The following is a 24,689-nucleotide window of genomic DNA, read 5'->3' on the forward strand; positions in this document are numbered from 1 at the left end:
ACGGTGGTGGATCAGGCGGAGAGGCGTTCGGCGGGCAGGGGCAGCTCGTGCACGTGACCGCCCTCACGGGTACGCAGGACGACCCTGGGGTCCGGGCCGTCGGGGAAGATCTGGAGCGTGCGCTCCTCGCTCCAGCCGGCGAAGCGGTACTCGTTCTCGCCGAGGTGCACCAGAGCGAAGACCCGGTCGCCGGGCAGTCGCAGCACCATCCGGTCGCCGTCCGCGGTCAGCGTCGCCGTCTCCTGGGGCAGGTCGGCCGAGAGCGCGGTGTCGTCCTCCCACAGGTGGAACGTGGCGGGCAGGGAGAAGCGCGTGGTGCCGAGCCGGCGGCGTTCGGCGACGGTCTGCGGGGATTCCTGCCGGTTGAAGAGGATCTCGCCGTCGCGGAAGTACTCCTGCCAGGTCTCCGGGAACAGGGCCGCCAGGCCCGGGGTGACCAGGACGTCGATGACCAGGTGCACCCGGGGGTCGCTGCCGGAGTTCTGAACGCGGTGGGTGCGGCTGAAGTCGCCGAACCAGAACTCGCCCGGCTGCCAGCGGTGTTCGACACCGTCGAGGACGAGCACGGCGCCGGGGTTGGTCACGACCGGAACGTGCAACCGTCCCACGCCCCAGCGCGGCCCGTACTTGGGGTCGGTGTGGTCGATGCCGACGGTGTCCGGGCCGAGGGCCATGAACCGGACCGCGTGCAGCGGGGCCGGGATGGAGTCCAGGATGTCGCGGACGTACGGGATGCGGTCGAGCCAGACGGTGTCCGCGAAGTCCTGCGGGCCGGGGCCACCGGGGTCGGTGCGGTCGCCGTCGCCGCCGGGGCTGCGCAGGGCGAGGCAGCGCCAGTCGACGTCGGTCGAGGCGCCGACGCCGTCCTCGGTGTAGACGCGCTGCTGGTCCCAGGTGTGCTCACGCACCGAGGTGAGTTCACGCAGCAGGCGGTCGGCGTCGAACGCGGGCTTGAGCCGGATGCCTTCGGCCGGCATGGGAGGGGTACCCAGGAGCGAGGTGGCAGACGACACAGTGGTTCCTTCGCTTGTGTACGGATACGGGCGGGCGGGTGGTCCGTTCAGGGGCGCGGGCGCGGGCGTCAGGCACGGGTGTCAGGCGTGGACGACGGCAGCCGTCTCGCGGGCCGTGCTGTCCTCCTGCAGCTGGTGCCAGCGCTCGAGCATGTAGAGCGTCCACAGCGCGTAGCTGTGCTCGGGGCGGAACTCGGCGACCGTGGAGCGCAGGGCGTCCGGGCGGAAGTAGCCGCGTTCCAGGGCGGCTTCGGACGTCAGGGTGTCGCTGATGGTGGACCGCAGCTCCGTGCCGAGCCAGCTTTCCAGGGGCACGGCCAGCTCCTGCTTGCGGCGGTCCAGGATCTGCCGGGGCAGGTAGCGGGCGGCCACCCGCTTGAGGGGGGCCTTCTCCTGGTCGCCGACGAGCTTGCGGTCCGCGGGGATGCGCGTCACGAAGTCGATCAGCCGGTGGTCGAGCAGCGGGCTGCGGGGTTCGACGGAGTGCGCCATCGACATCCGGTCGATCTTCACCAACTGGGCGTCGGACAGCCAGAATCCGCTGTCGACCTGCATGGCGCGGTCCAGGTCGGGAACCGAGGGATCGGTGCGGTCGAAGCGGGCCCGCAGGTAGTTGTGCGGCTGGCGCGGCAGCCGCGCGGCGAAGTCGGCCGTGTACAGCCGGTTCTTGAGCTCGTGGGGGACGCCGTCGAGCAGGATGCGCTCGTAGCGGTCGGCGAGGTCGCCGTCGCCCGAGAGGTCGCGCAGACGTCGGTAGCGGCCGTAACCGCAGAAGATCTCGTCGGATCCGTCGCCGGTCAGCACGACGGTCACGTGCTGCCTGGCCAGCTTGTACATGCACGAGGCCGCGATCGCGGAGGGGAAGGCGTACGGCTCTCCCATGTGGCTGAGGATGGTGTCGACGGCATCCTTCGCGTCCTGCGGCCCGATCCGGTAGACGTGGTGCCGGGTGCCGCAGTACTCGGACACGGCGCGGGCGTACACCGACTCGTCGAAGGCGGCGTGCTCGAACCCGACGGAGAACGTGTGCAAGGGCCTGTCCAGTTGTCTGGAGGCCATGGCGACCACCAGGCTGGAGTCGAGCCCGCCGCTGAGCATCGCGCCGAGCGGCACCTCCGACTCCAGTCGGTCATGCACGGCCTGCTGGAGCAGCTCGTCGATACGGTCGTCGATATCGGCCTGCGGCAGGTCGGTGAGCTCGGCGGTGAAGTCGAACTTCCAGTACCTGCTCCGGCGTTCGGGCCGGCCCCGCTCCAGGACCAGGATCGTCGCCGGCTCCAGCTTGCGGACCTGCTGGTAGATCGTGTGCGGCGCGGGGACGACCCGGTAACCGAGGTACTGGTCGATGGCGAGGGGGTCGGTGTCCCGGCTGATGCCGGGATGCAGCATCAGCGCGGGCAGCTCCGACGCGAACGCCACCGAGTCGGCGCCCGGCTTCGCGTAGAACAGCGGCTTCTTGCCGACCCGGTCGGTGGCCAGGACGAGTCGGTCGTTGCGGGTGTCGTACACGGCGACGGCGAACATGCCGTGCAGCCGCTCGACGAACTGCTCGCCCAGCTCCTGGTACAGGTGCGGCAGGACCTGCGCGTCGCTGCCGCCGTGGACCGGGCGCCCCCGGGAGGCGAGGAAGGCGCGCAGCTCCTGGTGGTTGTAGATCTCACCGTTGAGGACGCACGCGACCGTGCCGTCGTCGCTGAAGACCGGCTGGGAGCCGTCGTGCAGGCCGATGACCTTCAGCCTGCACATCGCCAGGGCCGCGTCGGGCGTGGTGAAGGACCCCGTCTCGTCCGGGCCGCGATGCGCCATGGCGGCGCAGGCGGCGAGGGGATAGGAGGCGTGGACGGGAGCGTGTCCCAGGGACACCGTTCCGGCTATTCCGCACATCGGTCAGCCCTCCTTCAGGTCGAGACGGCGCTTGGCCTGGCCGGACCGGAGCCCGTCCGGCGCGACGGCCTGTACACGCACCGGTCCGACCAGGCCGGACGCGATCATCTGCGCGACGTCGGGAGCCCGCCGGTCCACGGCCGCGCGCACCCGGGCGACCTGGTCGTCGTCCACCGTGTCGGCGACGACCCTGATGACCAGGCCGTCGTCGTCACCCGCCTCGAACGGGTGGCCGGGGAAGACCTCGGCGATGATCTGCGCCAGGTCGTGGTTGCTGATCCGCTCGCCGTGCTTGAAGTCGCCGGCGAGCCGCCCGTCGATGCGTTCGAACGCGAACACCTCGCGGCCGGCGTGGCGGATGCGGCGCAGACCGGTGACGGCGTCGCCGGTCACGTAGCGCACGGCGGGGAAGTAGCCGCGGGTGAAGGACGTGAGCAGGAGCGCCCCACTGCCTTCCTGCCGTGACGGGACCCGGTCGTTCTCGGTGTGTCGGCTCAGCTCCTCGGGAGCCAGGACTTCGGGGACGATGTGGTCGTGGAAGTGGTACAGGCCGGTCTCGGCGCACGAGTAGCCGATGGCCCCGATCTCGATGGAGCCGAACACGTCCAGGACGTCCTCGGGGCGTAAGCCGAACCGCTCGGCCACGTGGGCGCGCCATGCGGGGGGCGCGACGTCGCCCACGACCATGATCTTCCGGGGCTGGATGTCCAGGGCGGGCCGGGCCTGGAGCAGCCGGTCGAGGATCATCGGCATGGTGAAGAAGACGTCCGGGCGCCACGCGTTGAGCTTCGCGACGTGCTCGTCCACGGGGCTGGTGAAGTCGATGTCGTACGCCTCGTAGCCGAGTTCCAGGAAGACGCGTCGTGCCGAGGCGGCGGCATGGCCGGTGCCGAGGTCCGCGACGGCCACCGCGCCACGCGGCACCGATGCGGTGAACTCGCCGAACAGTATGCGGCGTTGGGCGATGTAGGCGTCGTCGTCGGCGGCCGAGTAGAGGATGCGCTTGCGCTGTCCGCCGGAGGTTCCCGAGGTGTGGTACGCGGAGGCGTCCGGCAGCTGCGGGTACTCGGCGGTGTAGTAGTGCGCGCCGAGCAGACCGGTGCCGACAAGAGGGAGGTCGGACAGGTCTCCGGAGCCCAGGGCGCCTCGGCGCAGCAGGAGTTCGCGGTACCAGGGGAAGCGCTGGGCATGGCCGGCGGCGAGAGCGGCCAGTTCCGCTCCCCGTACGGGTGCGGGGGTCTTGGGGTCGGCAAGAGTGGTGGTGGTGTCCGGCATGGCGGCCTTTCGTGAGGCGGGGGAGTGGGCGCGTGCCGGCGTCAGCTCCATCGCTGTGTCTCGCCGAAGAAGCCCGGCACAGGGACCGCGAGGCCCTTGTCGACGGCCTGCTGGAAGAGGCGCTGTCCCACGGCGAGGTCGAGGACGCCGAGCCCGAAGGGCGAGAAGATCCGCGGCCGGTCGTCCGCGAGGGCGACCTTGCCGCGCAGCACGTCCGCGAGGGTGCCGTCGATGAAGTCGCGGTGCCCGAGCTGCTGTTCGGCCAGGTGCGGGGAGGTGTTGGCCGTCAGGCAGTGGTCGACGTCGTCGAGGATGTTCTGCGCGCCGGCGATGACGTCAGCGCCGAGGTCCCGCAGCGAGATGTTGAGGACGGTCTGTCCGGCGGCGAAGGCGTCGGTCCGGGTCACCCAGGGCTCGGGCGCGGTGGTGGCGAAGACGACGATGTCGGCGTCGGCCGTGGCTTGTTCGAAGGAGTCCGCCTGCTCGGCCCCGTAGCCCAGTTCGCCGATGCGCCGGGTGAGCGAGGCGGCGTACGAAGGGTTCTGGTCGAAGACGACGAAGCGGTTCACGGACCAGGACTGCGCGGCGAAGAACTCGGCGATGTTGCGCGCGATGACGCCGGCCCCCACCAGGCATATCCGGTCCGCGGTGCGGCCGCCGGTGAGTTCCTGGGCACCCAGGACGGCGGACGCGGCGGTGCGGGCGGAGCTGATCTGGGACGCCTCCAGGCAGGCGAAGGGGTAACCCGTCTCGTAGTCGTTGAGCAGCAGCGTGGCCGAGGCACGGGGAATGTTGCGCTCGATGTTGCGCGGGTAGCTGGCGATCCACTTGATCCCGGAGACGCCGTAGTCGCCGCCGAGGTGGGCGGGCAGCGCGATGATGCGGGCGTCGGGCTTCTCCGGGAAGCGCAGGAAGTAGCTGTTCGGGTTGACCGATTGACCGTCGCCGTGGGTGAGGTAGGCGGAGCGGACCGTCTCGACGATGTCGGGACGGGAGGCGTCGATGAGGGTGCGCAGGGCGGTGCCGCCCACGACGTGGAAGTCGAACATGCGGGGTGATCCCTTGTCTCGTTGGTGGTCTGAGCGGGGACGCCGGCGTGGGCCGGGTCCGGGGTCGGGGCAGGGGCTCGGGTGTCCGCTCACGCGGCGACGGGACGTCTGCCGGATTCGTCGAGGACGCCCGTACCGAAGGTGTCGGCCACCCACATGTCGTCGTAGATCGTCTTCACGTAGCGGTCTCCCATGTCCGGGGAGAGCGCCACGACGCGCGAGCCGGCGGGGATCCGGTCGGCGATCGACTCCAGGGCGGCGAGTACGGATCCGGTGGAGCCCCCGAGCGGCAGTCCGTGTTCGCGGGCCAGGCGTCGGCACATGCGTACGGCATCGCGCTCGTCGACGAGGACGACCTCGTCGACCTGGTCGGGCCGGCACAGTTCGGGACGGCGGCTGGTTCCGAGGCCGGGGATGTGGCGCGGGCCGGGCAGGCCGCCGAAGGTGACCGATCCGGCCGTGTCCACGGCGACGATCTTCGTCCAGGGGGAGAACGCGCGGAAGTGACGCGTGCAGCCCATGAGGGTGCCGGTGGTTCCGGCGCCGACCAGCAGGACATCGACGTGCCCGATGTTCTTGAGGATCGAGGTGGCGGTCCGTCTCGCGTGCGCTTCCGCGTTGGCGGGGTTGGCGTACTGGTTGAGCCACACCAGGCCCGGGTCGGACTCGGTCATCTCACGGATGCGGGCGATGCGGGTGCCCAGGTAGCCGCCGTTGTGGTCCCGCTGTGTGACCTGGAGGATCTCGGCTCCCAGGGCGCGGATGAGCGCCAGGCTCTGCGGGGAGACGTTCGGGTCGGTCACGCAGGTGAAGTGGTATCCCCGGGAGGCGGCGATCACGGCCAGGGCGATGCCGAGGCTGCCGGAAGAGGATTCCACGATCCGGCCGCCGGGCCAGAGCACGCCCTTGCGTTCGGCGTCCTCCACCATGCCCAGCGCGGACTTGAGCTTCACCGAACCGGCCGGATTCATCCCTTCCAGCTTCAGGAAGAGGTGCCGGTCCGGCAGGACGCCGTCCAGTTCGAGGAAGACCTCGTCGGTGACGATGTCGCAGGCGTGCTGGTAGATCATCGGTCCTCCTGCGGGCCGGTCGACGGGATGCAGGGAGCGTGGTGGCCCGAGCCGTGCGGGTCCGTCCGCAAGGTGGGCAGGCGGCGCAGAAAGAGGGCTTCGGCATGGGCCAGAGAGGCGATCTCGCGCGGGCTCACACTCTCGTCGGTGCCGTGGATGTGCGACGGCGGGTCTTCGACACCGCACAAGATGATCTCGGCGTCCGGATAGAGCGTCCGGAAGGCGGAGCAGACGGCGATGGAGCCGCCGGCTCCCACGTCACGGGGCGGCACGCCGAAGGCGTCGTGCAGGGCATCGCGCATCACGGCGTAGGCCTGTCCCGCGGAGTCGGCGAGAAAGGACGGGCCGCTGGTGACGCGCCGGATCGCCAGGTGCGCACCCCAAGGAGCGTGATCGCGGAGGTGGTCGGCGAGTTCCTCGTGGACCCGGTGAATGTCCGAGCCGGGCGGGGTGCGGACGCTGACCAGGGCCTTCGCCGAGGGCAGCAACGCGGGCACGGCGTCGTCGAGGGGCGGTGACTGGATGGCCAGCACGGTGACGGCGGGCCGGCTCCACAGCCGCTCGGCGATGCTGCCCGTGCCGAGGAGCGCGACACCGTCCAGGACACCGGCGTCGGCACGCAGGTCGGCCTCGGAGTAGTCGTCGGAGCGGCGGGGCGGGGCGCTCTCGCCGGTGCTGGTGCTGGTGCTGGTGCTGGTGCCGGTGCCGGTGCTGGTGGCGGTGGCGGTGGCGTTGCGCGGGCCGGGCACACGGGGTGTTCCCTGGCTGTCGTGCAGCGTGGCCAGGAGGTGGACGAGGGCGGTCAGCGCGTCGGGCACGGGCCCCCCGAACTGGCCCGAGTGCAGTGTCGTGGAGAGTGTGGAGAGCTCGATCTCCGCGACTGCCATGCCCCGCAGGGAGGTGGTGAGGGTGGGGACGCCGGGGGCGACGTTCCCGGTGTCGGCGACGATGACGACGTCCGGCGCGATCAGGTCCGGGTGGGCACGCAGCACCTTCTCGATGCTGCCGTCGCCGGGCTCCTCGCAGCCGTCGACGAGGACGACCAGGTCGACGTCCGGGTAGGGCTCGTGCGGCTGGGCCTCCTGGAGGGCGCGCAGCGCCGTGAGATGCGTGACGACGTTGCCCTTGCAGTCGGCGCTGCCGCGGCCGTACCAGCGTCCGTCGTGTTCGGTGAGCTGGAACGGGGGCGTACGCCAGGAGGTTTCGTCCTGCGCGGAGACGACGTCGTAGTGCGCGTAGAGCACCACGGTCGGTGCGCCGGGTGGGCCGGGGCGGCGGGCGTACACCGTCTTGGGGCCCTCGTCGGTGGAGAGCAGGCGGGCCTCGGGGAAGCCGGCGTCCGTGAGCAGAGCGGCGATCCGGTCGGCCGCGCGGTCGAATTGGTCCGGGGGCGAGACGCCGACGACGGTGCGCAGGGCGACCAGTTCCGCGAGGTCGTCGCGGGCTCTGGGCATCAGGGAGCGCACGGTTTCGGCTAACGAGGGAGCAGACAAGGGAGTCTCCGGCATGCGGGTGCGGGTGACGGGTGCTCAGGCGGCGGTGGGCGCCGGGGTCGACAGCGGAGCCAGTTCCGCGAGGACCTTGCGGACGACGTCCCGGCCGGCCCGGAGCTGGGCGTCGGGCGTACTGGCACCGAGGTGCGGGATCGCGAGAACGTTCGGCAGGGCCAACAGCGGTGACGCACCAGGGGGTTCGGTGGCATAGACGTCCAACGCCGCTCCGGCCAGGTGGCCTTTGCGGAGCGCCTCGACGAGCGCGGTCTCGTCGACGATGCCGCCCCGTGCCGTGTTGACCAGGTACGCGGTGGGCCGCATCAGAGACAGTTCCCTGGCCCCGATGAGCCCCGCGGTGCCGGGGGTCTTCGGCAGGTGCAGGGTGACGACGTCGCTCGTTGCGAGGAGTTCGTCGAGTCCGGCGAGGTGGACGTCGTCGCCGGCGGTGTCGGCGTACGGGTCGTGCACCAGGATCCGCATGTCGAAGGCGGCCAGTCGGCGCGCGACCTGCCGGCCGACACGGCCGTAGCCGACGATGCCCACGGTGCGGCCCGCCAGTTCGAGGCCCGTGAAGTCGGCCCGGCGCCACTCGCCGGCCGCGAGGGAGCGCGCCGCGGCGGTGATGTGGCGGGCGGAGGCGAGGATGAGGCCCACCGTGAGTTCGGCGACGCTCACGGTGTTGGAGTCGGGAGCGTTGACCACGATGATGCCGCGCTCGGCGGCAGCGGTGGTGTCCACGTTGTCCAGGCCGACGCCGGCGCGTCCGACGATACGCAGCCGAGGTGCCCGATCGAGCGCCTCGGCGTCGACCCGGGTGCCACTGCGCACGATCAGGGCGTCCGCATCGGACAGCGCGGCGAACAGAGCCGGGCGGTCACGGCCGTCGACATGGCGGACATCGCAAGTGGCCTTCAGTGCGGCGATGGCGTCGTCGGGAAGGACGTCGCTCAAGATCACGATCGGTGAAGGCATGGAGCTCTCCTAGAGGAAGCAGGACAGTCAGTCTTCAAAGCCAAACGTTTGGTTTGTTTCTGAAGCAAGCCTAACGTTTGGTTTGTTTTGGAAGGAAGGGTGACCCTTGTGTTCTGCGTCACCCCCCGGGCGGTTTCCCCCGCGGAGGGTGAGCGGGGCCCTAACTCAGAGCAACTGCTCCCGGTACCAGGCGGCGTGGGCCGCCAGGCCGGCCGAGAGGCCGGTCTCGGGCGCATGGCCCCCCACGGTTTCGAGCCTGCTCGCGTCGAACCAGTGGTCGACACCGAACAGATCCAGGAGATGCCCGTCGCACCCGGCGCTCACCAGCTCCTCGCGGGCACGCTCGAACGACTGCTCGCCGGCCACGAGAGGGAATCCGAGTTGCCGGTGCGCCGCCACGACCAGTTCGCGCAGGCTGACCGGCCGGGACGGACAGGCGTGGAAGACTCCGGCCGCCCGCCGCGGCGGTGTCCTCACCGCCATGTGGGCGAGGGACGCGGCGAGGCTGCCGACCTCGGTGAGGGAGAGCATCGCGGTACCGCGCTCGGGCAGCCCCGAGCTCAGGGCGCGGACCATGCGCAGCAGGGCTGGCATCACCCACCGGTCACCGGTGCCGTAGACGAGGTAGGGGCGCAGGACCGCCCCACCCGCCCGGAGGACGAACTGCTCGCCGTGCAGTCGGCTGCGGCTGGTCGGCGAGACGGGGCTCGGCTCCACGTCGCCCTCGCGCAGGGCGCGGAACGGCCCGTTCCCGTACACGGCCGCGGTGCTCAGCTGCACGAACTTGGCCACGCCCGCGCGCTCGGCCTCTTCCACCAGGTGGCGCGTGCCCTCGACGTTCACCGCGACGCACCGTTCCTCCTCCTGGCCGATGTACGAGGCCAGATGCAGGACCACGTCCACGTCGCGGCAGATGCCGCGCAGGCTCGCGGGGTCCGTGAGGTCGCCGTCCACGATCTCGACGTACGAACCCGGCGTCACCGAACGCCGGTGGGCCAGCACGCGCACGTGGGCCCCCGCGGAGCGCAGGAGCGGAAGGACCGCGCCGCCGATGAATCCGGACGCGCCGGTCACGAGGATGCGGGGACGGTTCATCTCCGACCGCCCGACGGCGCCGGCTCGGCGCGGGCCGTCAGGACGCACTCGTAGACTGCCGTGCCGTTCTGCTCGGCGATCACCCGAACCTCGTACGCCCCGTCACCGGACGGGGAGGGGGCCGAACGGGCCCGGACGAAGCAGGGGGTGTCGAACTCCACGTACCGGTGGAAGCGATTGGCCATGCCGGTCACCAGCACGGCGCCGGGCCCCAGCACGTGCTGAGCCGCCTGGCGCGCCGCCTCCAGCAGGAGCATCCCCGGCACGTGGTCGGTCGGGTGGTCGAAGAGCGTGGGGTGCGTCCAGTTGACGCGCAGTGGCCACCCCTCCTCGCCGTCCGCCGGCCGCCCGAGTACCACGTCGCTTCCGCGCGCCCTGCCCACCTCGTGCGCGGGCACGGGAACGGCCTGCTCGGGCAGGGTCGCGGGCACCTCGGCGTGCGCGCCGCGTAATCGCCGGTAGACGGAGCCCGACATGCAGTTGAGTGTCATCCGGCCCCGCCCCAGGCGCACCGCGCCCCGGGTGAGGCCGACGTCCATCGTCATCCCCGCGAGGCGATTGCGTTGCAACGTCACATCCGTGCAGGTGATGGCCAGCTCGACGTTGGCCGGCTGGTCGTCGAGGAGGAGCGCGTCCGGCTCGAGGTCGATGCTCAGCTCCGTCATCAGGGACGGATGATCGCGGGGCAGGTCGTAGAAGACATGACTGACAAGAGAGGAGGCCTGCCGAATGCTCTCGGCGGCCAGCAGGGGGTCGTGCCAGTGGCCACCGACAGGTTCGTAGAAGCCGTGCCCACGCGGCCACTGCGCCCCCACCTTGAAGCGGTGGGGGCCCATGCGTAACCAGTCGTCGGTCAGCAGTACTTCGCCTATGGCCGTCCGGTGGACCAGTTCGCGGGACGCCGACCGCTCGTAGACGAAGGGGCTTAAGTTCTCGTCCACGGGCAGGAGCGTGTCCGGGAGAGTGGGTGGAAGCGGAAGGTCGATCGGCATGTCGCGGTTCCTGTCTGCGCTGCTTCCCCAGGAGCGGCACGACGCCGCCGGGCACCGCATACAATACCCAACGTACGTTTTGTTTTGAAGCGATCGGTCACTGTTCTCATTCGGCGGACACGCCCCGGAAACAAGGAATACACACTCGCATGGCGCAACAGGAGCGGGCGATTGCCACACGACGGAGACTGCTGATGGGGGCAGCCGAAGTCTTCGACGAGCGCGGCTACGCGGCCGCCAGCATCAACGAGATCCAGGCGCGCAGCGGCGTCAAAAAGGGGGCGATGTACTTCCACTTCAAGTCGAAGGAGGAGATCGCACAGGGTGTGATGGCCTCTCAGCTGGAGGTGGCACTCGAGTCGCACAGTCTCTCCTCGTCACCGATGCAGCAGGTGATCGACCTCACCCACGAGCTGGCCCACCGGCTGCGCACCGACACCCTCTTCCGCGCGAGCATACGGCTCACAGTCGAACAGGGAACGTTCCAGCCGCATGACTCGGACGTGTACGACTGGTGGCTACGAGCCTTCACCCGCGACCTGGCGCGCGCCCAGGGCGCAGGCGAACTCCGGGAGGAGCTGGCCCCCGAGGACGTGGCGGCAAGCGTCGTGGGCTCCTTCACCGGCATCCAGATGCTCTCCCACGTCACCTGCGACCGCCGCGACCTGCACGACCGCCTGACCAGCTGGTGGCAACAGATCCTCCCCGGCCTCACCACCCCCGAGGCCGCGGTCCGGGCCCTGCCGGCCGGATCGCCCGAGCTCGACCTGACGGCCAAAGCCTGAGCCCTCGCTGCGCGCGCGGCGCTCGGCGGGCTCCGAGCGCACGCCGGCGCTCTCGCAGCGGTAGACGGCCATGGGGGGCGGGACCGAAAGCCCCGCCCCTCACCGCCGAACTCGTCCTCAGCCCTGCCTCAGAACCAGCACAGGCGCAGGCACAGGCAGCAGAGGTCCTCTGACGCTGAGCCTGGATCGCTGTGAGCCGGCTGCCTCTGAGCCGGCTGCCTGTGCGCGTGGTCAGAGGCGGACGACGACCAGGGCGATGTCGTCGCGGGCGCCGCCGGCCACGCCGAGGCGGGCGAGTAGTGCGTCGGCGAGGATGTCCGGGCCGGTGCGGGCGTGGTCGGTGAGGGCGTCGACGAGTCGGTGCAGTCCGGCGTCGATGTCCTCGTCGCGGCGTTCGATGAGTCCGTCGGTGTAGAGCACGAGGGTGTCACCGGGGCTGTAGGGGAGGCCGGCCTGCGGGCGGGTGACGTGTTCGGGGCGTGCGCCGAGCGGCGGGTCGGTCGCTCGGACAAGCAGGTCGTAGGTGCCGTCGGGGTGCAGCAGAACGGGCGGGGGATGTCCGGCGCTGCTGTACGCGATGTGTCGGCGACGAGTGTCGATCACGGCTTGGAAGGCGGTGGTGGCCAGCGCGCCTTCGACCGACCGTGAGTACAGGCCGAGGACTTCGAGCGACTTGGCCGGTTCGTGCACGGCTCGGACGGCGGCGCTCAGGGCACTGCGCAGCATGCCCATGACGGCGGCGGCCTCCAGGCCGTGGCCGACGACATCGCCGACCGCGACGCCGAAGCAGCCGTCGGGCAGATCGACGACGTCGAACCAGTCGCCGCACACGTTCAGCGACCCGACCGCGGGCAGATAGCGCACCGCGACATTCCGGTGGTGCTCCAGGTCAGGCGAGTGCAGCATGGCCTCCTGGAGAGTCACTGCGACCTGGCGCTCGCGGGCGTGTGCCTGCCGCAGTTCCTCGTTCAGCCGCTGCAGCTCCCGTGCCCGTGCGTACAGCTCGGCCTCCATCACCTGCCGCCTGGCCAGTAGACCCCCTGCCGGTCCGGGCGGGCGGGAGCGGACGAAGTCGGTCACGTCCTCCACCCGGTGGATGATCCACGCCACCTGCCCGTCCGGGCCCAGTACGGGGGTGTTGATCGGTGACCACCACCGCTCCTCGAACGTCCCGGGCCGGGCCACGACGGGGATGTCGTACTTCTGTACCGCCATCGTGTCCGGTTGCTTCGACCGCAGGACCCGCTGCAGCGAGGCGTTCAGGTTCCGCACTCCGTCCGCGTTCGCGTCCGCCGGGTTGTCCGGGAACGCGTCGAACAGGTGCTGACCGACCAGGTCCTGCATGCTCCGACCGGTGGCGCGGAGGTAGGCCTCGTTGACGTCGACGATCACCAGGTCCGGACCCAGCACCAGATAGGGACTGGGCGTGGCCGCGAACAACGCCGTGTAGTCAATGTCGCGTCCCACGGGCATGCACCGGTCCTCTCAGCTGCGCAGCGGTGAACGTGCGTCGTCACAGGAAATGCCATGCGATGCCCAGGGCTGTGAGACGCGAGGTGCCCGTCCACGCCGGCAGGGGTTCCAAGACCGCCACGGCATAGTCCTGGCTCCTGTGGCCTCGGTCGGCCGCCGCGATTCGATGGCAGGGTGAGGGCAGTCCTGGACGCCGGTCTTGCGGGCTGCTGCCGAGGCCGACGTACGCAGCCGGCGGCTCCACATCGTCCGTGCCTGCGACTCCGAGCACCGCACCCACGACCTTTCCCCTGCCGATGTCGCCCGCGTCCACCGAGCCGGCCACGAGTTGCTTGAGGCGACAACCGAAACGGTCACAGTACGCCACTCCTTGCTGCCGGTGAGTAAGGAGCTCAGCCGTGACGCACCTGCTTCCAGCGTCGCCCGTGCGGCCTCGCGGCGCGACACGATCGTGGTCGGACACCGTCGTTCTCTTCAGCCCTGCTCAGGCATGAGACGCGCGCCCATCCGTCGCCGTCTGTGCAATGCGCTTGAGACGGCGGCCATCCCGTCGTTTCCGGCAGCCACAGGCGTGATGAGATTCCTGGCATGACAGATTGGCCACAACTCAGCCATGCCTACGGCTCCGCCGAAGACATACCCGCCCTGCTGGCACACATCGCTTCCGAGCCCACGCCAGAGCTCTGGAGTGACCTGTGGTCCGCACTCTGTCATCAGGGCAGCGTCTACTCGGCCAGCTTCGCCGCGCTGCCCTGGCTGGCCGGCATGGCCGAGAACGAAGACCGGGGACAAGCCGTGAACGCCCTGGGCCTGGCCGGCGCCATCATGGCGGGCGCCGAGCAGCCGCATGGAGTGGAGGAAGTTCGCGCACGGCACTCGGCAGAAATCGCGGCCCTGCTGGCATCAGCGAACCGCCATCTCCGGACCGCGACCGATCACACCGAGTACGTCGGCCTCCTGGAATCCATGCTCGGCTTCGAGGGCGTCGCGGGATGGAGCGAGCACCTGGCTTGGGGGCTCGGGAACGAGGAATACGAAGTCTCCTGCCCGGGCTGCGAAACCGACCTGTTCATCGTCCTCGGTGAACGCGGGTTCTTCTGCACCAGCGAGGACTACGCCCTGTCGGACGACGCCGTCGAATCCCGCCCGCTCCGCCCGACGAGCCCTGCGACCCTGGAAGGCATCGGCTCGCGTCTCCACGGCATCGCACTCACCGACGGCCAACACGAAGTCGCCCACGTACTGACCTACGTCTTCGGGAACGCGACCTGCCCAGACTGCGAAGCCGACTTCTCGGTCGCCGAACGAGTCATCGCGTGAGACGTCGGTCGTCACGCCGGATCATATGCGTGCCGTTTCCCGATGCCTGGTGAAAGGCTCGCACCGCCGCTTTAAGGGCTGTCCCGCAAAGATCTTGGCTCCGAGTGCGGAGCAGCCTGAAGAGCTGGCGAGGTGCTTAGCCGGTGGTTCGTGAGGTGTCCAGGGACCGGGCGAAGTCGGCGAGCGTGTGGAAGTCGTTCTCCCGTAGGCCGATCCGCGGGTTGACGTGGTGCAGGAGCCCAGGACCTTGGTGGTGGGCGGTCACGTAGGTCTGATCCAGCTCGCTCTGCTCGTCGTCCACCCAGGCGAAGGGACGGCCGCCTGCGTAGTCCACCAGGGGCCCGGTCTTCCAGTGGACTCCATCAGGGCGTTCTTGGAGCAGGACATCGCCGAAGTCCACGAAGGGAAGTTCCGGAAGGCCGAGGACCGGGGCGATCCACCGGTTGGCGTCGTCCATCCATGTGGTGGCCCAGCACAACTCGAAACCGAGCTGGAGCAGGATTCGTCCATGCTCTGGGTTGAGCCAGACTCGCAGGGGTCGTCGGGACGAGAGGCCTCTGTTGTCCTGATGGGCGTCGTTCCGGGGAACTCTGAGTGTGGTGTAGCCGTCGGGACGTCTCTCCGGCTTGGCCGCGTAAGGGTTGAGCGGCCCGTCCACGTCGAGGAACAGCAGTGGTCGGTTCACGGTTTCCCCCGGTCTTGCGCAGTGGACTGCCCCGATCAGCGTAACTGTGGGATTGCCTCGGCATTGGGCCGGCCTGAGTGATGATCACGAGTGTGGCGAGTGTGATCACGGCATCGGAGCCTTCCTGGATAACCTCGTTCGCGGGGCTGAGTCCGCGCTGCTTCGGCAAACTGCTGACCACGCCGCGGCGCGATGGAGCAGATGTGGTCCACCGAGCCTGGCCATGGAGTTTGCCGCTGGAGGACCGGGTGTTGCTGGTCACGGCCTACTGGCGCACCAATCTGACGTTGCGGCAGCTGGCTCCGCTGCTGGGCAACTCGAAGTCCACGGCCGGTCGGGTCATCAACCACCTCGGCCCCCTGCTCGCACTCCAGCCCCGCAAGCGGTTCGCCAAGGACCCCGTACTCATCGTGGACGGCACCCTGGTCCCCACCCGCGACCACACCGTCGCCGAGCGGTCGAAGAACTACCGGTACTCCACCAACCACCGGGTCGTCATCGGCGCCGACACCCGGCTGGTCGTCGTGGTCGGCCGGCCGCTCGCCGGGAACCGCAACGACTGCAAGGCATGGGCGGAGTCCGGCGCCAAGGCCGCCGTCGGTAGGACCCTCACGATCGCCGACGGCGGCTACCCGGGCACCGGACTCGTTATTTCGCACCGCCGACAGAGCGGCCAGCGCGAACTCCCGGCCTGGAAGGAAGAGCACAACCGCTCCCACAAGCAGGTCCGGGCCCGCGTCGAGCACGTCTTCGCCCGCATGAAGACATGGAAGAGCCTCCGCGACTGCCGCCTCAAAGGCGACGGCGTCCACCACGCCATGCTCGGCATCGCCCGGATGCCCAACCTCGCGCTCACCGGATAGGCAAGCGGGATCCTTACGGGACGGCCCTTAAAGCGTGTTGCAGAAGGTGTTGTCTGGGCAGGTCAGAGCCGGGGTCGTGGCCGGTCGGTTCATGAGGCGAGGGCGAGGTTGTGCATGTGGGCGACGGCCTGGACCGCATGATGGAGGCCGTTGCCGCGCTGGCGGCAGTCGCGCAGGATCTTGTAGTGCTTCATGCGGGCGAAGGCGTGCTCGACGCGGGCCCGGACTTTGCGGTGTTCGGCGTTGTCCTCCTCTTCGCCGGGCAGCAGGGCCCGGCCGGGGCGTTTGCGGTGCGGGACGACGAGCCCGGTGTTGATGTACGCGCCGTCAGCCAGCACGGTCACGCCTTCGCACGCCTCAGCCAGGCCGGAGTCCCGCCATGCCCTCGCGTCCGCGGTGTTGCCGGGCACCGGACGGGCAGCCGCGACCACCAGCTTGGTGTCGGCATCAATGATGACCTGCACGTTTGCCGAGAACCGGTAGTTACGCGAGGACGCACCGGCCTTCCGGTCGCGGACCGGGATCAGCGTGCCGTCCACGATCCACAACCGCTCCACCGCGTCGGCCGGCCGGGTGGCCGGCTCGATCGCCAGCAGCGGACGCAGCCGCTGGATCACCCGGCACACCGTCGCGGGCGAGACGCCGAACAGCGGCGCGAGCTGTCGCATCGTGAGGTTCGTGCGGTAGTACACAGCCACCAGCAGCACCCGCTCCGCCAGCGGCAGACACCATGGACGGCCACCACCGGGACCGTTCCCGCCCCGTTCACGGACGACCTTCAAGAGTCGCTCGAACTGCCGCCTCCGCAGCCCGGTGAACGTCTCCACCCACAACGGCTCAGCCCTCAACACCCCACGCATACAGGGAAAATGCCCGCTTCACGGCCTTCTACAACACGCTTTAGGCCCCGTACCAGGGGAGCTGAGCAGCGAGGGGATCCGCGATGACGGCCATCGACGTCGAGACGACCGAACCGTCGGACTTACCCGTGCGCGCCGCCGGGACCGCTGAATCAGGCGATCACGGCGGATCAGACCGTCGGCCCTACCGCGCTGGCCGACTTCTTCCGGCAAGCCGTGGCCCACCAGACCGTACTCATCGAGTCCGCCCGGCTCTGACCCACATCGGCCGCTGGAACCTCGTCGAACGCACCCCCGCCGACATCGAGGACGACGTCCGTGCCGCCGTGCCGCCGCGCTGCCTGGAACCGTCGCCGGACTGGACATCACCGCCGATGCCACTGGCCTGACGCTCTTCGCGACGGTGCGGCGCGTTGACGAGCCGGGGCGATCCCCGCAGTCGGCTTCGTGTCCGTCGCCGACGCAGCCCCGAGCGTCAGTCGAGGCCTTCGATGATGCGGAAGTCTCGCTCGACGCCGTCAGCGAGTGCGGCCAGCGCCTCCTGGTAGGCCGCACTCGCATGTGCGGCGACCGCCTGTTCGAAGCTGTCGAACTCGATCAGGACGGTGCGCTCGGCGATTCCGGCGTCGTGTGCGACGACCCGGCTGCCGCGGGAGAGCAGCCGCCCGCCCGCGGCCTCGACGGCTGGACCGGCCAGCTTGTTGTAGGCAGCCAGCTTCTCGGGGTCCGCAATGGTGCGGTAGGCGCTGACCCAATAACCCTTGACCACGGTGCCTCCTGTGTTCGGAATTGATGCTCAGAAGCATGCTCAGATCCATGGCCGGCGCGCTGTGGGTCAGCGAGCCGACGGAGACGGCGTCGAAGTCGGACGGCTTCGATCCTCAGCTTCCGGTTCGACTCGACCCGCCCAGGCCCGGCACACCGGCTGGGGCTGTGATCGGATGGGTCTCGGGTGAGCGTCGGAGGGCGAGGGCGAGGCTGGCCATCGTCGTGATCGCCATCGCGGCGACGCCGACCAGCGCCGCGGTCGTGTAGGCGTCGTCGTTCGGGAAGAGGCGGCCCGTGGCGGTGCCGGCGGCCAGGACCAGACCGCCGATGGCGCTGCCCAGGGAGTACCCGACACTGCGGACGACGTAGTTGAAGCTCATGGCGCTCGACGTCTCGCTCTTGGGGGTGACGGCCAGGATGACGCCGGGCATGGCGGCCGAGAAGCTGCCGACGCCGAAGCCCAGCACACCCATGGCCGAGAGCAGTTCGGCCAGGTTGGACCGGGCGGTGGCGAACAGGACGAACCCGCCGCCGACGATGGCGGCGCTGCCGGCCAGGAGCACGGGGCCGTCGATCCGTTCGCGGACCCGCGGCGTGAGCTTGCCGGCGACGAACCCCAGCACGGAGAACGGGATGAGGACCAGCCCCGCCACGAAGGTGGTCAGTCCGAAGCCGTAGCCGGCGCTGTGCGGCGTCTGCGCGTAGCGGGTGATGAGCGTGAGCAGGAGGTACATGCCGCTCCCGCCGACGAACATGGCGATGTTCGCCCCGGCGACCGCCGGGTGCCGAACCGCCCGGACGTCGACCAGGGGCGTCTTGGTTCGCAGTTCGGAAACCGTCCAGACGCAGAGCAGGAGTACGGCGGCGACGGCAAGGGTCACCGCCACGGCGAGGTGTCGGCTCCACAGGCTCCTCTCGCCGGCCAGGAACAGGACGAGGAGCAGTCCACCCGCAAGGACGAGCGCACCGGCCACGTTCACGTGAGCGGAGCGGCCTTCGGGAGCTGCGGGCATGGAGCGCCACGCGGTCACGAAGGCGATGGCGGTGACGAGCAGGCCGAGGCCGTAGGCGGCCCGCAGTCCGCCGAACTCGGCGAGCAGCGCGGCCAGCGGGTAGCCGACGCCGGCTCCGATGATGGAGACCACTGAGATCAGGGCGATCGTGGCCGCGCTGCGCTCCTCGGGAAGATGGTCGCGGGCCACGCCCATCATCAGCGCCGTGAGACCGAGTCCGACGCCTTGGGCCGCTCTGCCCACGAGCAGCCAGGCGAACGACAGCGGCAGCACGGTGAGCGCGCTGCCGACGACGACGATCGCCAGCGTGGCGAGAATCGTGGCCCGCCGGTGCGGACCGGCTCCGAGCCGGCCGAGGACGGGCGTGGCGACGGCGCCGCTGAGCAGGGCGATGGTCAGCGTCCACTGCGCGCTGTCGAGGGAGACGTGGAACGTGGTCGCCACGCTGGTGATGAGCGGTGTCCCGAGGCTGGCGACCGCCGCCACGACCAGGGCGATGAACACCAGGGCGGGGACCAGCAGACGTGCCTCGGAACGTATCAGGGCAGTGCTCATGGGCTGGTCACGAGCCTGGGCCGCGGTCACCGGTCCGACTCCTCTCGGGCGTGGCTTTCGAGCTCCGCCAGATGCAGCAGCGCCGGAAGGGCTGCTGCCAAGGCCTCGACCTCGTCACCGGTGAGTTCGTCGATCAACCGCGCGTACGCGTCGACGCCCGCCTGGCGTCGCGTCCGGACGTACGACGCGCCGGCCTCGGTCAGGCACACCAGCGTGACCCGCTTGTCGGACGGATCGCCCTTCCGCACGACCAGCCCGGATTCCTCCATCACCCGCACCAGGACGGTCATCGCGGGCTGGGTGACGCCCTCGGCCACCGCCAGATCGGTGATCCGTCGCGGGCCGGTCTTGTCCAGGGTGGCCAAGGTGGCGGCGGACGTCAGGCTCATGTCGCGGGGAAGGCGTCTCACGGCCCTGGTGGCCAGACCGTAGAGGGCTGACCCGATGGCATCGGAAGCGCCGTGCGCGGCGTCTCGGAGACTCATGCCTGAAGCATAGCGGATTTATATGAATCCTTTATGCATCTCCCGATCGGGATTCGGCGATAGTTGACTTGCAACGCGTTCGCGTAAAGGAACGGCGTCGGTTTTGATCGCCCTGAGGGATCGCCCTGAGGGATCGCCCTGCCGGGCGACCGCGACCGCGATCCGGGGCCGCGCGGGGGCTCAGGAGACTGCGTCCTCGGCCCCTGGTGTGCAGCCGGCCGACTGGCCCCACGCTGGTCCGCCGCCCGAGGGACAGCGGACCAGCGGACAGCCAAGCCTCATGGCCTGCTTCACTCTCCGAGCGCGAACGACGCCCGTACGTGCCACTTCGTGCCGTCGTACACGATGAGTTCAACCGACGAGACGCGAGACGTGAACGGAAGCCTGTCGGCGAGGTCGGCCTCGATCTCCGCCAGGACGGCGTCGTCCTGTCCTTGAGCGATGGTCAGGTGCGGCACGATCTCGGCGAACCGGCCGCCGTACGGCGGAGCCTCAGGCCAGCGGTCAGCGATCGCCTCCGTGAGCTGCCTCAGCCGTGTGTCAGGCTCGGGGACGAGATACAGGACTTCCGGGAGCCGCCCGCATCTCTCGAACCGCAGGTCGAAGGCCTGGTGGCGGCCGAGTACGTCCGCGAGTGCGGAGTGGACAAGCGCGTCTGTTCGGCTCTCGTCGAGGAACGGGAAGAGCACGGTGATGTGGGCGGGGACCCCGGCCGGGGCCGAGGGGTCGAGCCGTTCACGCCACCGCCCGACGGCCGGCTCCGCCTCCGGGATCCGGACGATGAGGCCCGTCTGGCCCGCCTGAAACGCACTGGTGTTGTCATCTGCCATGACGCCGCATGGTGTCACCTCTGCCGCAGAGCCGTCCGGCCGATGCCGCTCCCCGCGTCCGCAGGGGACGACCTCCCTGGGCCGCTGCTCCTTCCCCCGCCCGGACCCGCTCACTGAGCCACCCCGTGGTCGCCGCCTTACGCTCGCGACATGCGACGCCGCCAGATGCACATGTCCCGCGAGGCCCAGGACGCCCTGCTCAAGGCACTGCAGCAGCTCCGGGCAGAGCTGAAGACCCCTACGGAATTTCCCGCGCATGTGCTGGAAGCGGCGGAGGACGCCAAAACCGGGCTCCAACTGCCCGACAAGGACGCCACCCACCTGCCGTTGTTCACGATCGACCCGCCGACCTCGAAGGACCTCGACCAGGCCATGTACCTGGAGCGGCGGCCCGGTGGCGGGTACCGCGTGCACTACGCCATCGCCGACGTGGCCGCCTTCGTCAAGGCGGGTAGCGCGCTCGACGCCGAGGCTCACGACCGGATCGAGACGCTGTACTTCCCCGACCTCAAGGTGCCCCTCTACCCGCCCTCGATCTCCGAGGGGCCGGCCAGCCTGCTTCCGGACCAGGTCGTCCCCGCCCTGCTGTGGCAGCACGACCTCGACGCCGACGGCAACGTGACCGACTCGACTGTTAGCCGGGCCAAGGTCTGCAGTCGGGCCAAGCTCAGCTACCAGGGGGTCCAGCAGGACATCGAGGCCGGTACGGCCGAGGAGTCCGTCGCCCTGCTGCGCGAGATCGGCAAGTTGCGGGAAGCGGTCGAGGCCGCGCGCGGCGGGGTCGCGGTGAACCTGCCGGACCAGGAGGTCACCCTGGCGGGCGGATCGTTCCGGCTGGGCTACGTGGCGGCACTGCCCGTGGAGGGCTGGAACGAGCAGATCTCCCTCATGACCGGAATGGCCGCGGCCCGAATCATGCTGGAGAGCGGTACCGGGATCCTGCGGACCCAGAAGGAACAGGCCGACCAGGACGTGGTCCGGCGCGTGCACGACATCGCACAGCACGTGGGTATCGACTGGAAGCCCGGCGTCTCGTACGCCGCACTGGTCAACTCCCTCGATCCGGCTGACCACAAGCACATGGCCTTCCTCAGCGAGGCCACCGCCATGCTGCTCAAGGCGGAGTACACCACCTTCCGCGACCACCACGTCCCGGAGCACACGCTCCACGCGGCGATCGCGGCCCCGTACACCTATTGCACGGCCCCGTTGCGGCGCCTGATCGACCGGTACACGGGCGAACTGTGCGTGGCCGCGTGCACCGGCCAGGCCCCGCCGAACTGGGTGCTCGACGCCCTGTACTGCCTGCCGTGCGACATGGCGCGGGGGAAGGGGAAGGTGGCGGACCGGCGCGCGGTGGACCTGGCGGAGGCCGCGGTTCTCAAGAACCGGGTGGGCGAGGTCTTCGGCGGCCTGGTCATCAACACCGACGCGGAGGACAACAAACCGAAGGAAGGCACCGTGTACCTGGCGGAACCCGCCGTGATGGGCAAGATCACGTCCGGCGCCACGCTCGACCTGGGCGCGAGCGTCCAGGCCAAACTCACACGGGCCGACCCCTTCTTCCCCACCAAGCACAAGATCCTCTTCAACACGGTGTAGCGCCCCGTCGCCCCCGACGGGCCGCGCCACCCGCGCGGACCACAACGCCGGGGCCGGCCACCTCGCCGCCGGAGAGCCGGGGCCCTCGCCGCCGAAGTCAGCCGCTGACGGGGCCAGGGGGAGGCGCTGCGCGCAGTGCTGTCGATGAGCCGGACCGGGTCAGCCCGCCAGGCGGGCGAGGGCCAGCGTGTGCGCGTGGTCGAGGGAGTCAGCGGCAGCGCAAGGGATGTCCGGCTGCACGCCGGTGCCCTCCCAGTTCGTGCCGGAGACGGGGTTGATGGCGCGGCCGACGGGGATGGTGGCTTCCAGGTGCGGGTGCACCGTCCAGCCCCTGCACGGGTGTGCGCCGCCGCGGCTGGGCTCGCCGACGACTACGGCGCGGCCGAGCTGCTGGAGGTTGTACGCCAGCTCTTCAGCGGCAGAGAAGGTGCTGCTGCTGGACAGCACGTACAACGGCTTGCTGCCACCGAACCGCGCGCCGGGAACGAGCGGCAGGCTCCAGGACTGCTCAACGCGCTCGTCGCTGCGCCAGTGCATGGTGTTGAGATGGGTGCGCTCGTCCAGGAGGTAACTGCAGACGAAGGCGACCGTGTCCGGGTCGCCGCCCCGGTTGGTGCGAAGGTCCACGATCAGCGCCTGGGCGCGGGAGGCCACGGTGAGCGCGGCGCCCAGCGGTTCGGCGGCCCACTCCAGCGGGAACAGCATCGGCGCCAGCTCCACCACGGCGACCCCGCCGTCGAGCAACTGCACCCGGGGCGCACCGCCCAGCGAGGTGTCGAAGTCCCGGCGCATGGCGTCCAGGGTGGCCGCGCCCTGCTTCGGGGACACCGGGTCGGCGTGGTGCTTCAGCCTCAGGTGTCGGTCGCCGTTGACGGACTGCAGGTCCGCGGTGACCAGACGGGCGAGCTCCTCGGCGCCGTCGACGTCGTACGCGCCCTCGGCGAGGCGTCGTTGCAGCAGGCCGGAGAGCTGCTCGGCTATCTCGGGGAAGACGTAGTGCTCGTTCAGGAGCCGGGCTGTCTCGTCGATAACAGGGGCCGGCGGAAGCTTCGTTGAAGTCGTCATGACAGGGAGTAGAGCATTACCCTTGCGGAAGCGTCAAAGAGTTTAGACACTTTCGGTATGCGTGATCAGCCTCCCTACCTGCCACCCCCTGAGGACGTCCTGGAGATCGGTGCGCCTGAGCAGTTCGCGGCACTCGCCCACCCGTTGCGTCAGCGGCTGCTCTTCGCCCTGGGCCACCGGCCTGCCACCACCAGCCAACTCGCGGCGCAGCTCGACGCGAAGAAGGGCAACGTGGCCCACCACCTCAAAGTGCTCCGCGAAGCCGGGCTCGTCCACATCGCCGAGACCCGCCAGGTCCGCGGCGGCACCGAGCAGTACCACCAGCGCACGGCCCGCCAGATGGTCGTCGCCGAACCCCAAGCGGCAGGCACCGCCGCGATGCTCGCCGCGGTCGCCCACGAGCTGGGCCGCTCTCCCGCCGAGACCCACCTGACACTGCGCCACCTGCGTCTCAGCCCCGCGAAGGCGAGAGAACTCGGCGAGACCCTCACCCAACTGGTCGACGAAGCCGAGGAGAACGCAGAGGACCAGCCCGTGCACGGCGTATTGGTGGCGCTCTACCAGCAGGCTCCGCCGACGGGCACGACGGGCACGACGGGCACGACCGGCACGACCGGCACGACCGGCACCGCCTAGACGATCTGCTCATTCCCGGGGGTCGGCGATCACTGTGGATCTCGGGCTGCTTCCACTGCCTCCCGGACGTCTGAGTGCGGGTCGTCGGCGAGGCCGTCCAGCAGCTCAGTGACCCCTGGGGTGGACCAGCGGGCGACCGCCCACACCAGCTCCTCCCGCACCCCGGGGTCGGGGTGGGCGGCGAGGCGGCTCAACTGGGCGAGCGGGCCGCGCCGACGCATTCCGAACCAGTGCAGTACCTCCCGCAGCGCGGCCGGGTCCCCGGGGTCATCGGCCGCGACCCGGCTGAGCAGCACCTTGACGGGCGGCGGCGGACCATCCAGCGGGTGCGGCAACCGCTCGCGCAGGCGCCGCGCCCCGTATCCGCCGCGCACACGGCACCCGAAACAGGTGCAGGGGCGCACACCGTGTGCGTCCGGCAGGTATCGCCAGCCCGCCACCTGCGGCGCGGTGCGGACCCGGTGTACTTCACGCGGCCGGATCGCCCGGGGGACGAACACCTCCCACCCGCGCGGGTCCTCCAGTGCCGCGATCCGCCGTACTGCCTCTGACGCGGAAACGGTGGTCTGGGCATGCTGCGCCCGGTCGGTATAGCGTCCGACCAGCACGTCCTGGGCGTCGTCGAGTCGTACGTGGACTGCCACAAGCCCGCCCCGGCTGCCGAAGCGGGCCAGCTCGCGCAGCCATTGGTGGGTGAGGGTGTACGACGGCAGGACCGGGAAGCAGTAGACCCCCCGCGCGCTGCCCTGTCCGTGGCCGGCCGCCCGAATCCCGGACCGCCGGATGCGCGGCGCGTTCGCCGCTGAGGTCAAGTGCACGAACATCGCCATGACACGGGATGTTAGGCGACCGGTTCCTCGGCATCGGCTGCGCGTATGGGACGAAGGCGTCCCACATCAGTGTGTG

The 24,689-nt window shown here is 70.0% G+C and carries 24 protein-coding genes; 6 read left to right on the forward strand and 18 right to left on the reverse strand.

From position 1 onward, the window contains the following. Positions 1–11: 11 nt before the first annotated feature. The 9 genes from ACFC0G_RS36460 to ACFC0G_RS36500 form a co-directional block, all read right to left on the reverse strand. The gene (locus ACFC0G_RS36460) at positions 12–1,013 is read right to left on the reverse strand and encodes an aspartyl/asparaginyl beta-hydroxylase domain-containing protein (protein ID WP_376412381.1); all 1,002 of its coding nucleotides are present in this window, start codon (positions 1,011–1,013) and stop codon (positions 12–14) included. An 81-nt stretch (positions 1,014–1,094) separates the two neighbouring features. Continuing rightward, positions 1,095–2,897 (reverse strand): asparagine synthase (glutamine-hydrolyzing), encoded by a 1,803-nt coding sequence (asnB, locus tag ACFC0G_RS36465; RefSeq protein WP_376412385.1) that lies wholly within the window; start codon positions 2,895–2,897, stop codon positions 1,095–1,097. A 3-nt stretch (positions 2,898–2,900) separates the two neighbouring features. After that, positions 2,901–4,172, reverse strand: coding sequence for a hypothetical protein (locus tag ACFC0G_RS36470; RefSeq protein ID WP_376412388.1), 1,272 nt, complete (start codon positions 4,170–4,172; stop codon positions 2,901–2,903). A 41-nt stretch (positions 4,173–4,213) separates the two neighbouring features. Further along, positions 4,214–5,221, reverse strand: coding sequence for a 2,3-diaminopropionate biosynthesis protein SbnB (gene sbnB / locus ACFC0G_RS36475; protein WP_376412391.1), 1,008 nt, complete (start codon positions 5,219–5,221; stop codon positions 4,214–4,216). A gap of 89 nt (positions 5,222–5,310) precedes the next feature. Then, positions 5,311–6,291, reverse strand: coding sequence for a 2,3-diaminopropionate biosynthesis protein SbnA (sbnA, locus tag ACFC0G_RS36480; protein WP_376412394.1), 981 nt, complete (start codon positions 6,289–6,291; stop codon positions 5,311–5,313). Continuing rightward, positions 6,288–7,799 (reverse strand): M20/M25/M40 family metallo-hydrolase, encoded by a 1,512-nt coding sequence (locus ACFC0G_RS36485; RefSeq protein WP_376412397.1) that lies wholly within the window; start codon positions 7,797–7,799, stop codon positions 6,288–6,290. The genes sbnA and ACFC0G_RS36485 overlap by 4 nt, the downstream gene beginning before the upstream one ends. A gap of 21 nt (positions 7,800–7,820) precedes the next feature. Then, entirely contained in the window at positions 7,821–8,756 is a 936-nt protein-coding gene (locus ACFC0G_RS36490) for a hydroxyacid dehydrogenase (RefSeq protein ID WP_376412400.1), read from the reverse strand. Positions 8,757–8,921: 165 nt separating this feature from the next. Beyond that, positions 8,922–9,851 carry an NAD-dependent epimerase/dehydratase family protein gene (locus ACFC0G_RS36495; RefSeq protein WP_376412403.1) on the reverse strand — a complete coding sequence of 310 codons (930 nt, stop codon included), beginning with the start codon at positions 9,849–9,851 and terminating at the stop codon, positions 8,922–8,924. Beyond that, complete coding sequence (locus ACFC0G_RS36500; RefSeq protein ID WP_376412406.1) at positions 9,848–10,843, reverse strand: ScbA/BarX family gamma-butyrolactone biosynthesis protein; 996 nt, start codon at positions 10,841–10,843, stop codon at positions 9,848–9,850. The genes ACFC0G_RS36495 and ACFC0G_RS36500 overlap by 4 nt, the downstream gene beginning before the upstream one ends. Before the next feature lie 149 nt (positions 10,844–10,992). Between ACFC0G_RS36500 and ACFC0G_RS36505 the strand changes: the two genes are divergently transcribed. Next, positions 10,993–11,628, forward strand: a complete 636-nt coding sequence (locus tag ACFC0G_RS36505; protein ID WP_376412409.1) for a ScbR family autoregulator-binding transcription factor — start codon at positions 10,993–10,995, stop codon at positions 11,626–11,628. Positions 11,629–11,859: 231 nt separating this feature from the next. Here the strand turns inward: ACFC0G_RS36505 and ACFC0G_RS36510 are convergent, their stop codons facing one another. After that, positions 11,860–13,101: a PP2C family protein-serine/threonine phosphatase gene (locus ACFC0G_RS36510; RefSeq protein WP_376412412.1), complete on the reverse strand. Its 1,242-nt coding sequence runs from the start codon at positions 13,099–13,101 to the stop codon at positions 11,860–11,862. A 588-nt stretch (positions 13,102–13,689) separates the two neighbouring features. Between ACFC0G_RS36510 and ACFC0G_RS36515 the strand changes: the two genes are divergently transcribed. Continuing rightward, positions 13,690–14,421 carry a hypothetical protein gene (locus ACFC0G_RS36515; protein WP_376412415.1) on the forward strand — a complete coding sequence of 244 codons (732 nt, stop codon included), beginning with the start codon at positions 13,690–13,692 and terminating at the stop codon, positions 14,419–14,421. 136 nt (positions 14,422–14,557) lie between these two features. Here ACFC0G_RS36515 and ACFC0G_RS36520 read toward each other — a convergent pair whose 3' ends face one another. After that, on the reverse strand, positions 14,558–15,106 hold the full coding sequence (locus tag ACFC0G_RS36520; RefSeq protein ID WP_376412418.1) for a hypothetical protein: 549 nt from the start codon (positions 15,104–15,106) through the stop codon (positions 14,558–14,560). A gap of 92 nt (positions 15,107–15,198) precedes the next feature. On the opposite strand from ACFC0G_RS36520, the gene ACFC0G_RS36525 reads away from it, so the two are divergent. After that, positions 15,199–15,969, forward strand: a complete 771-nt coding sequence (locus ACFC0G_RS36525) for a transposase (RefSeq protein WP_376412420.1) — start codon at positions 15,199–15,201, stop codon at positions 15,967–15,969. An 89-nt stretch (positions 15,970–16,058) separates the two neighbouring features. Here ACFC0G_RS36525 and ACFC0G_RS36530 read toward each other — a convergent pair whose 3' ends face one another. Continuing rightward, the gene (locus tag ACFC0G_RS36530) at positions 16,059–16,829 is read right to left on the reverse strand and encodes a transposase family protein (RefSeq protein ID WP_376412423.1); all 771 of its coding nucleotides are present in this window, start codon (positions 16,827–16,829) and stop codon (positions 16,059–16,061) included. An 83-nt stretch (positions 16,830–16,912) separates the two neighbouring features. Here ACFC0G_RS36530 and ACFC0G_RS36535 point away from each other — a divergent pair, with 83 nt between their 5' ends. Continuing rightward, a complete protein-coding gene (locus ACFC0G_RS36535; protein ID WP_376412426.1) occupies positions 16,913–17,218 on the forward strand; it encodes a hypothetical protein in 306 nt (101 codons plus the stop codon). Positions 17,219–17,304: 86 nt separating this feature from the next. Here ACFC0G_RS36535 and ACFC0G_RS36540 read toward each other — a convergent pair whose 3' ends face one another. From ACFC0G_RS36540 to ACFC0G_RS36555, 4 genes are all read right to left on the reverse strand, one after another. After that, positions 17,305–17,598, reverse strand: a complete 294-nt coding sequence (locus ACFC0G_RS36540; protein ID WP_327700538.1) for a DUF1330 domain-containing protein — start codon at positions 17,596–17,598, stop codon at positions 17,305–17,307. Positions 17,599–17,710: 112 nt separating this feature from the next. Next, complete coding sequence (locus ACFC0G_RS36545; protein ID WP_376412429.1) at positions 17,711–19,165, reverse strand: MFS transporter; 1,455 nt, start codon at positions 19,163–19,165, stop codon at positions 17,711–17,713. A 26-nt stretch (positions 19,166–19,191) separates the two neighbouring features. Next, the gene (locus ACFC0G_RS36550; protein WP_376412432.1) at positions 19,192–19,650 is read right to left on the reverse strand and encodes a MarR family winged helix-turn-helix transcriptional regulator; all 459 of its coding nucleotides are present in this window, start codon (positions 19,648–19,650) and stop codon (positions 19,192–19,194) included. 290 nt (positions 19,651–19,940) lie between these two features. Beyond that, positions 19,941–20,480 (reverse strand): 2'-5' RNA ligase family protein, encoded by a 540-nt coding sequence (locus ACFC0G_RS36555; RefSeq protein ID WP_376412435.1) that lies wholly within the window; start codon positions 20,478–20,480, stop codon positions 19,941–19,943. A gap of 150 nt (positions 20,481–20,630) precedes the next feature. Between ACFC0G_RS36555 and ACFC0G_RS36560 the strand changes: the two genes are divergently transcribed. Then, positions 20,631–22,082: an RNB domain-containing ribonuclease gene (locus ACFC0G_RS36560; RefSeq protein WP_376412438.1), complete on the forward strand. Its 1,452-nt coding sequence runs from the start codon at positions 20,631–20,633 to the stop codon at positions 22,080–22,082. Between the two features lie 159 nt (positions 22,083–22,241). Here the strand turns inward: ACFC0G_RS36560 and ACFC0G_RS36565 are convergent, their stop codons facing one another. Continuing rightward, the gene (locus tag ACFC0G_RS36565) at positions 22,242–23,147 is read right to left on the reverse strand and encodes a S41 family peptidase (protein WP_376412441.1); all 906 of its coding nucleotides are present in this window, start codon (positions 23,145–23,147) and stop codon (positions 22,242–22,244) included. Between the two features lie 57 nt (positions 23,148–23,204). Here ACFC0G_RS36565 and ACFC0G_RS36570 point away from each other — a divergent pair, with 57 nt between their 5' ends. Continuing rightward, positions 23,205–23,783, forward strand: coding sequence for an ArsR/SmtB family transcription factor (locus tag ACFC0G_RS36570; RefSeq protein WP_376412444.1), 579 nt, complete (start codon positions 23,205–23,207; stop codon positions 23,781–23,783). 29 nt (positions 23,784–23,812) lie between these two features. Here the strand turns inward: ACFC0G_RS36570 and ACFC0G_RS36575 are convergent, their stop codons facing one another. Beyond that, complete coding sequence (locus ACFC0G_RS36575) at positions 23,813–24,613, reverse strand: HEAT repeat domain-containing protein (RefSeq protein WP_376412447.1); 801 nt, start codon at positions 24,611–24,613, stop codon at positions 23,813–23,815. Between the last annotated feature and the right edge of the window lie 76 nt (positions 24,614–24,689).

It is taken from the genome of Streptomyces sp. NPDC056169 (genome assembly GCF_042268445.1).
Taxonomy (GTDB): Bacteria; Actinomycetota; Actinomycetes; order Streptomycetales; family Streptomycetaceae; genus Streptomyces.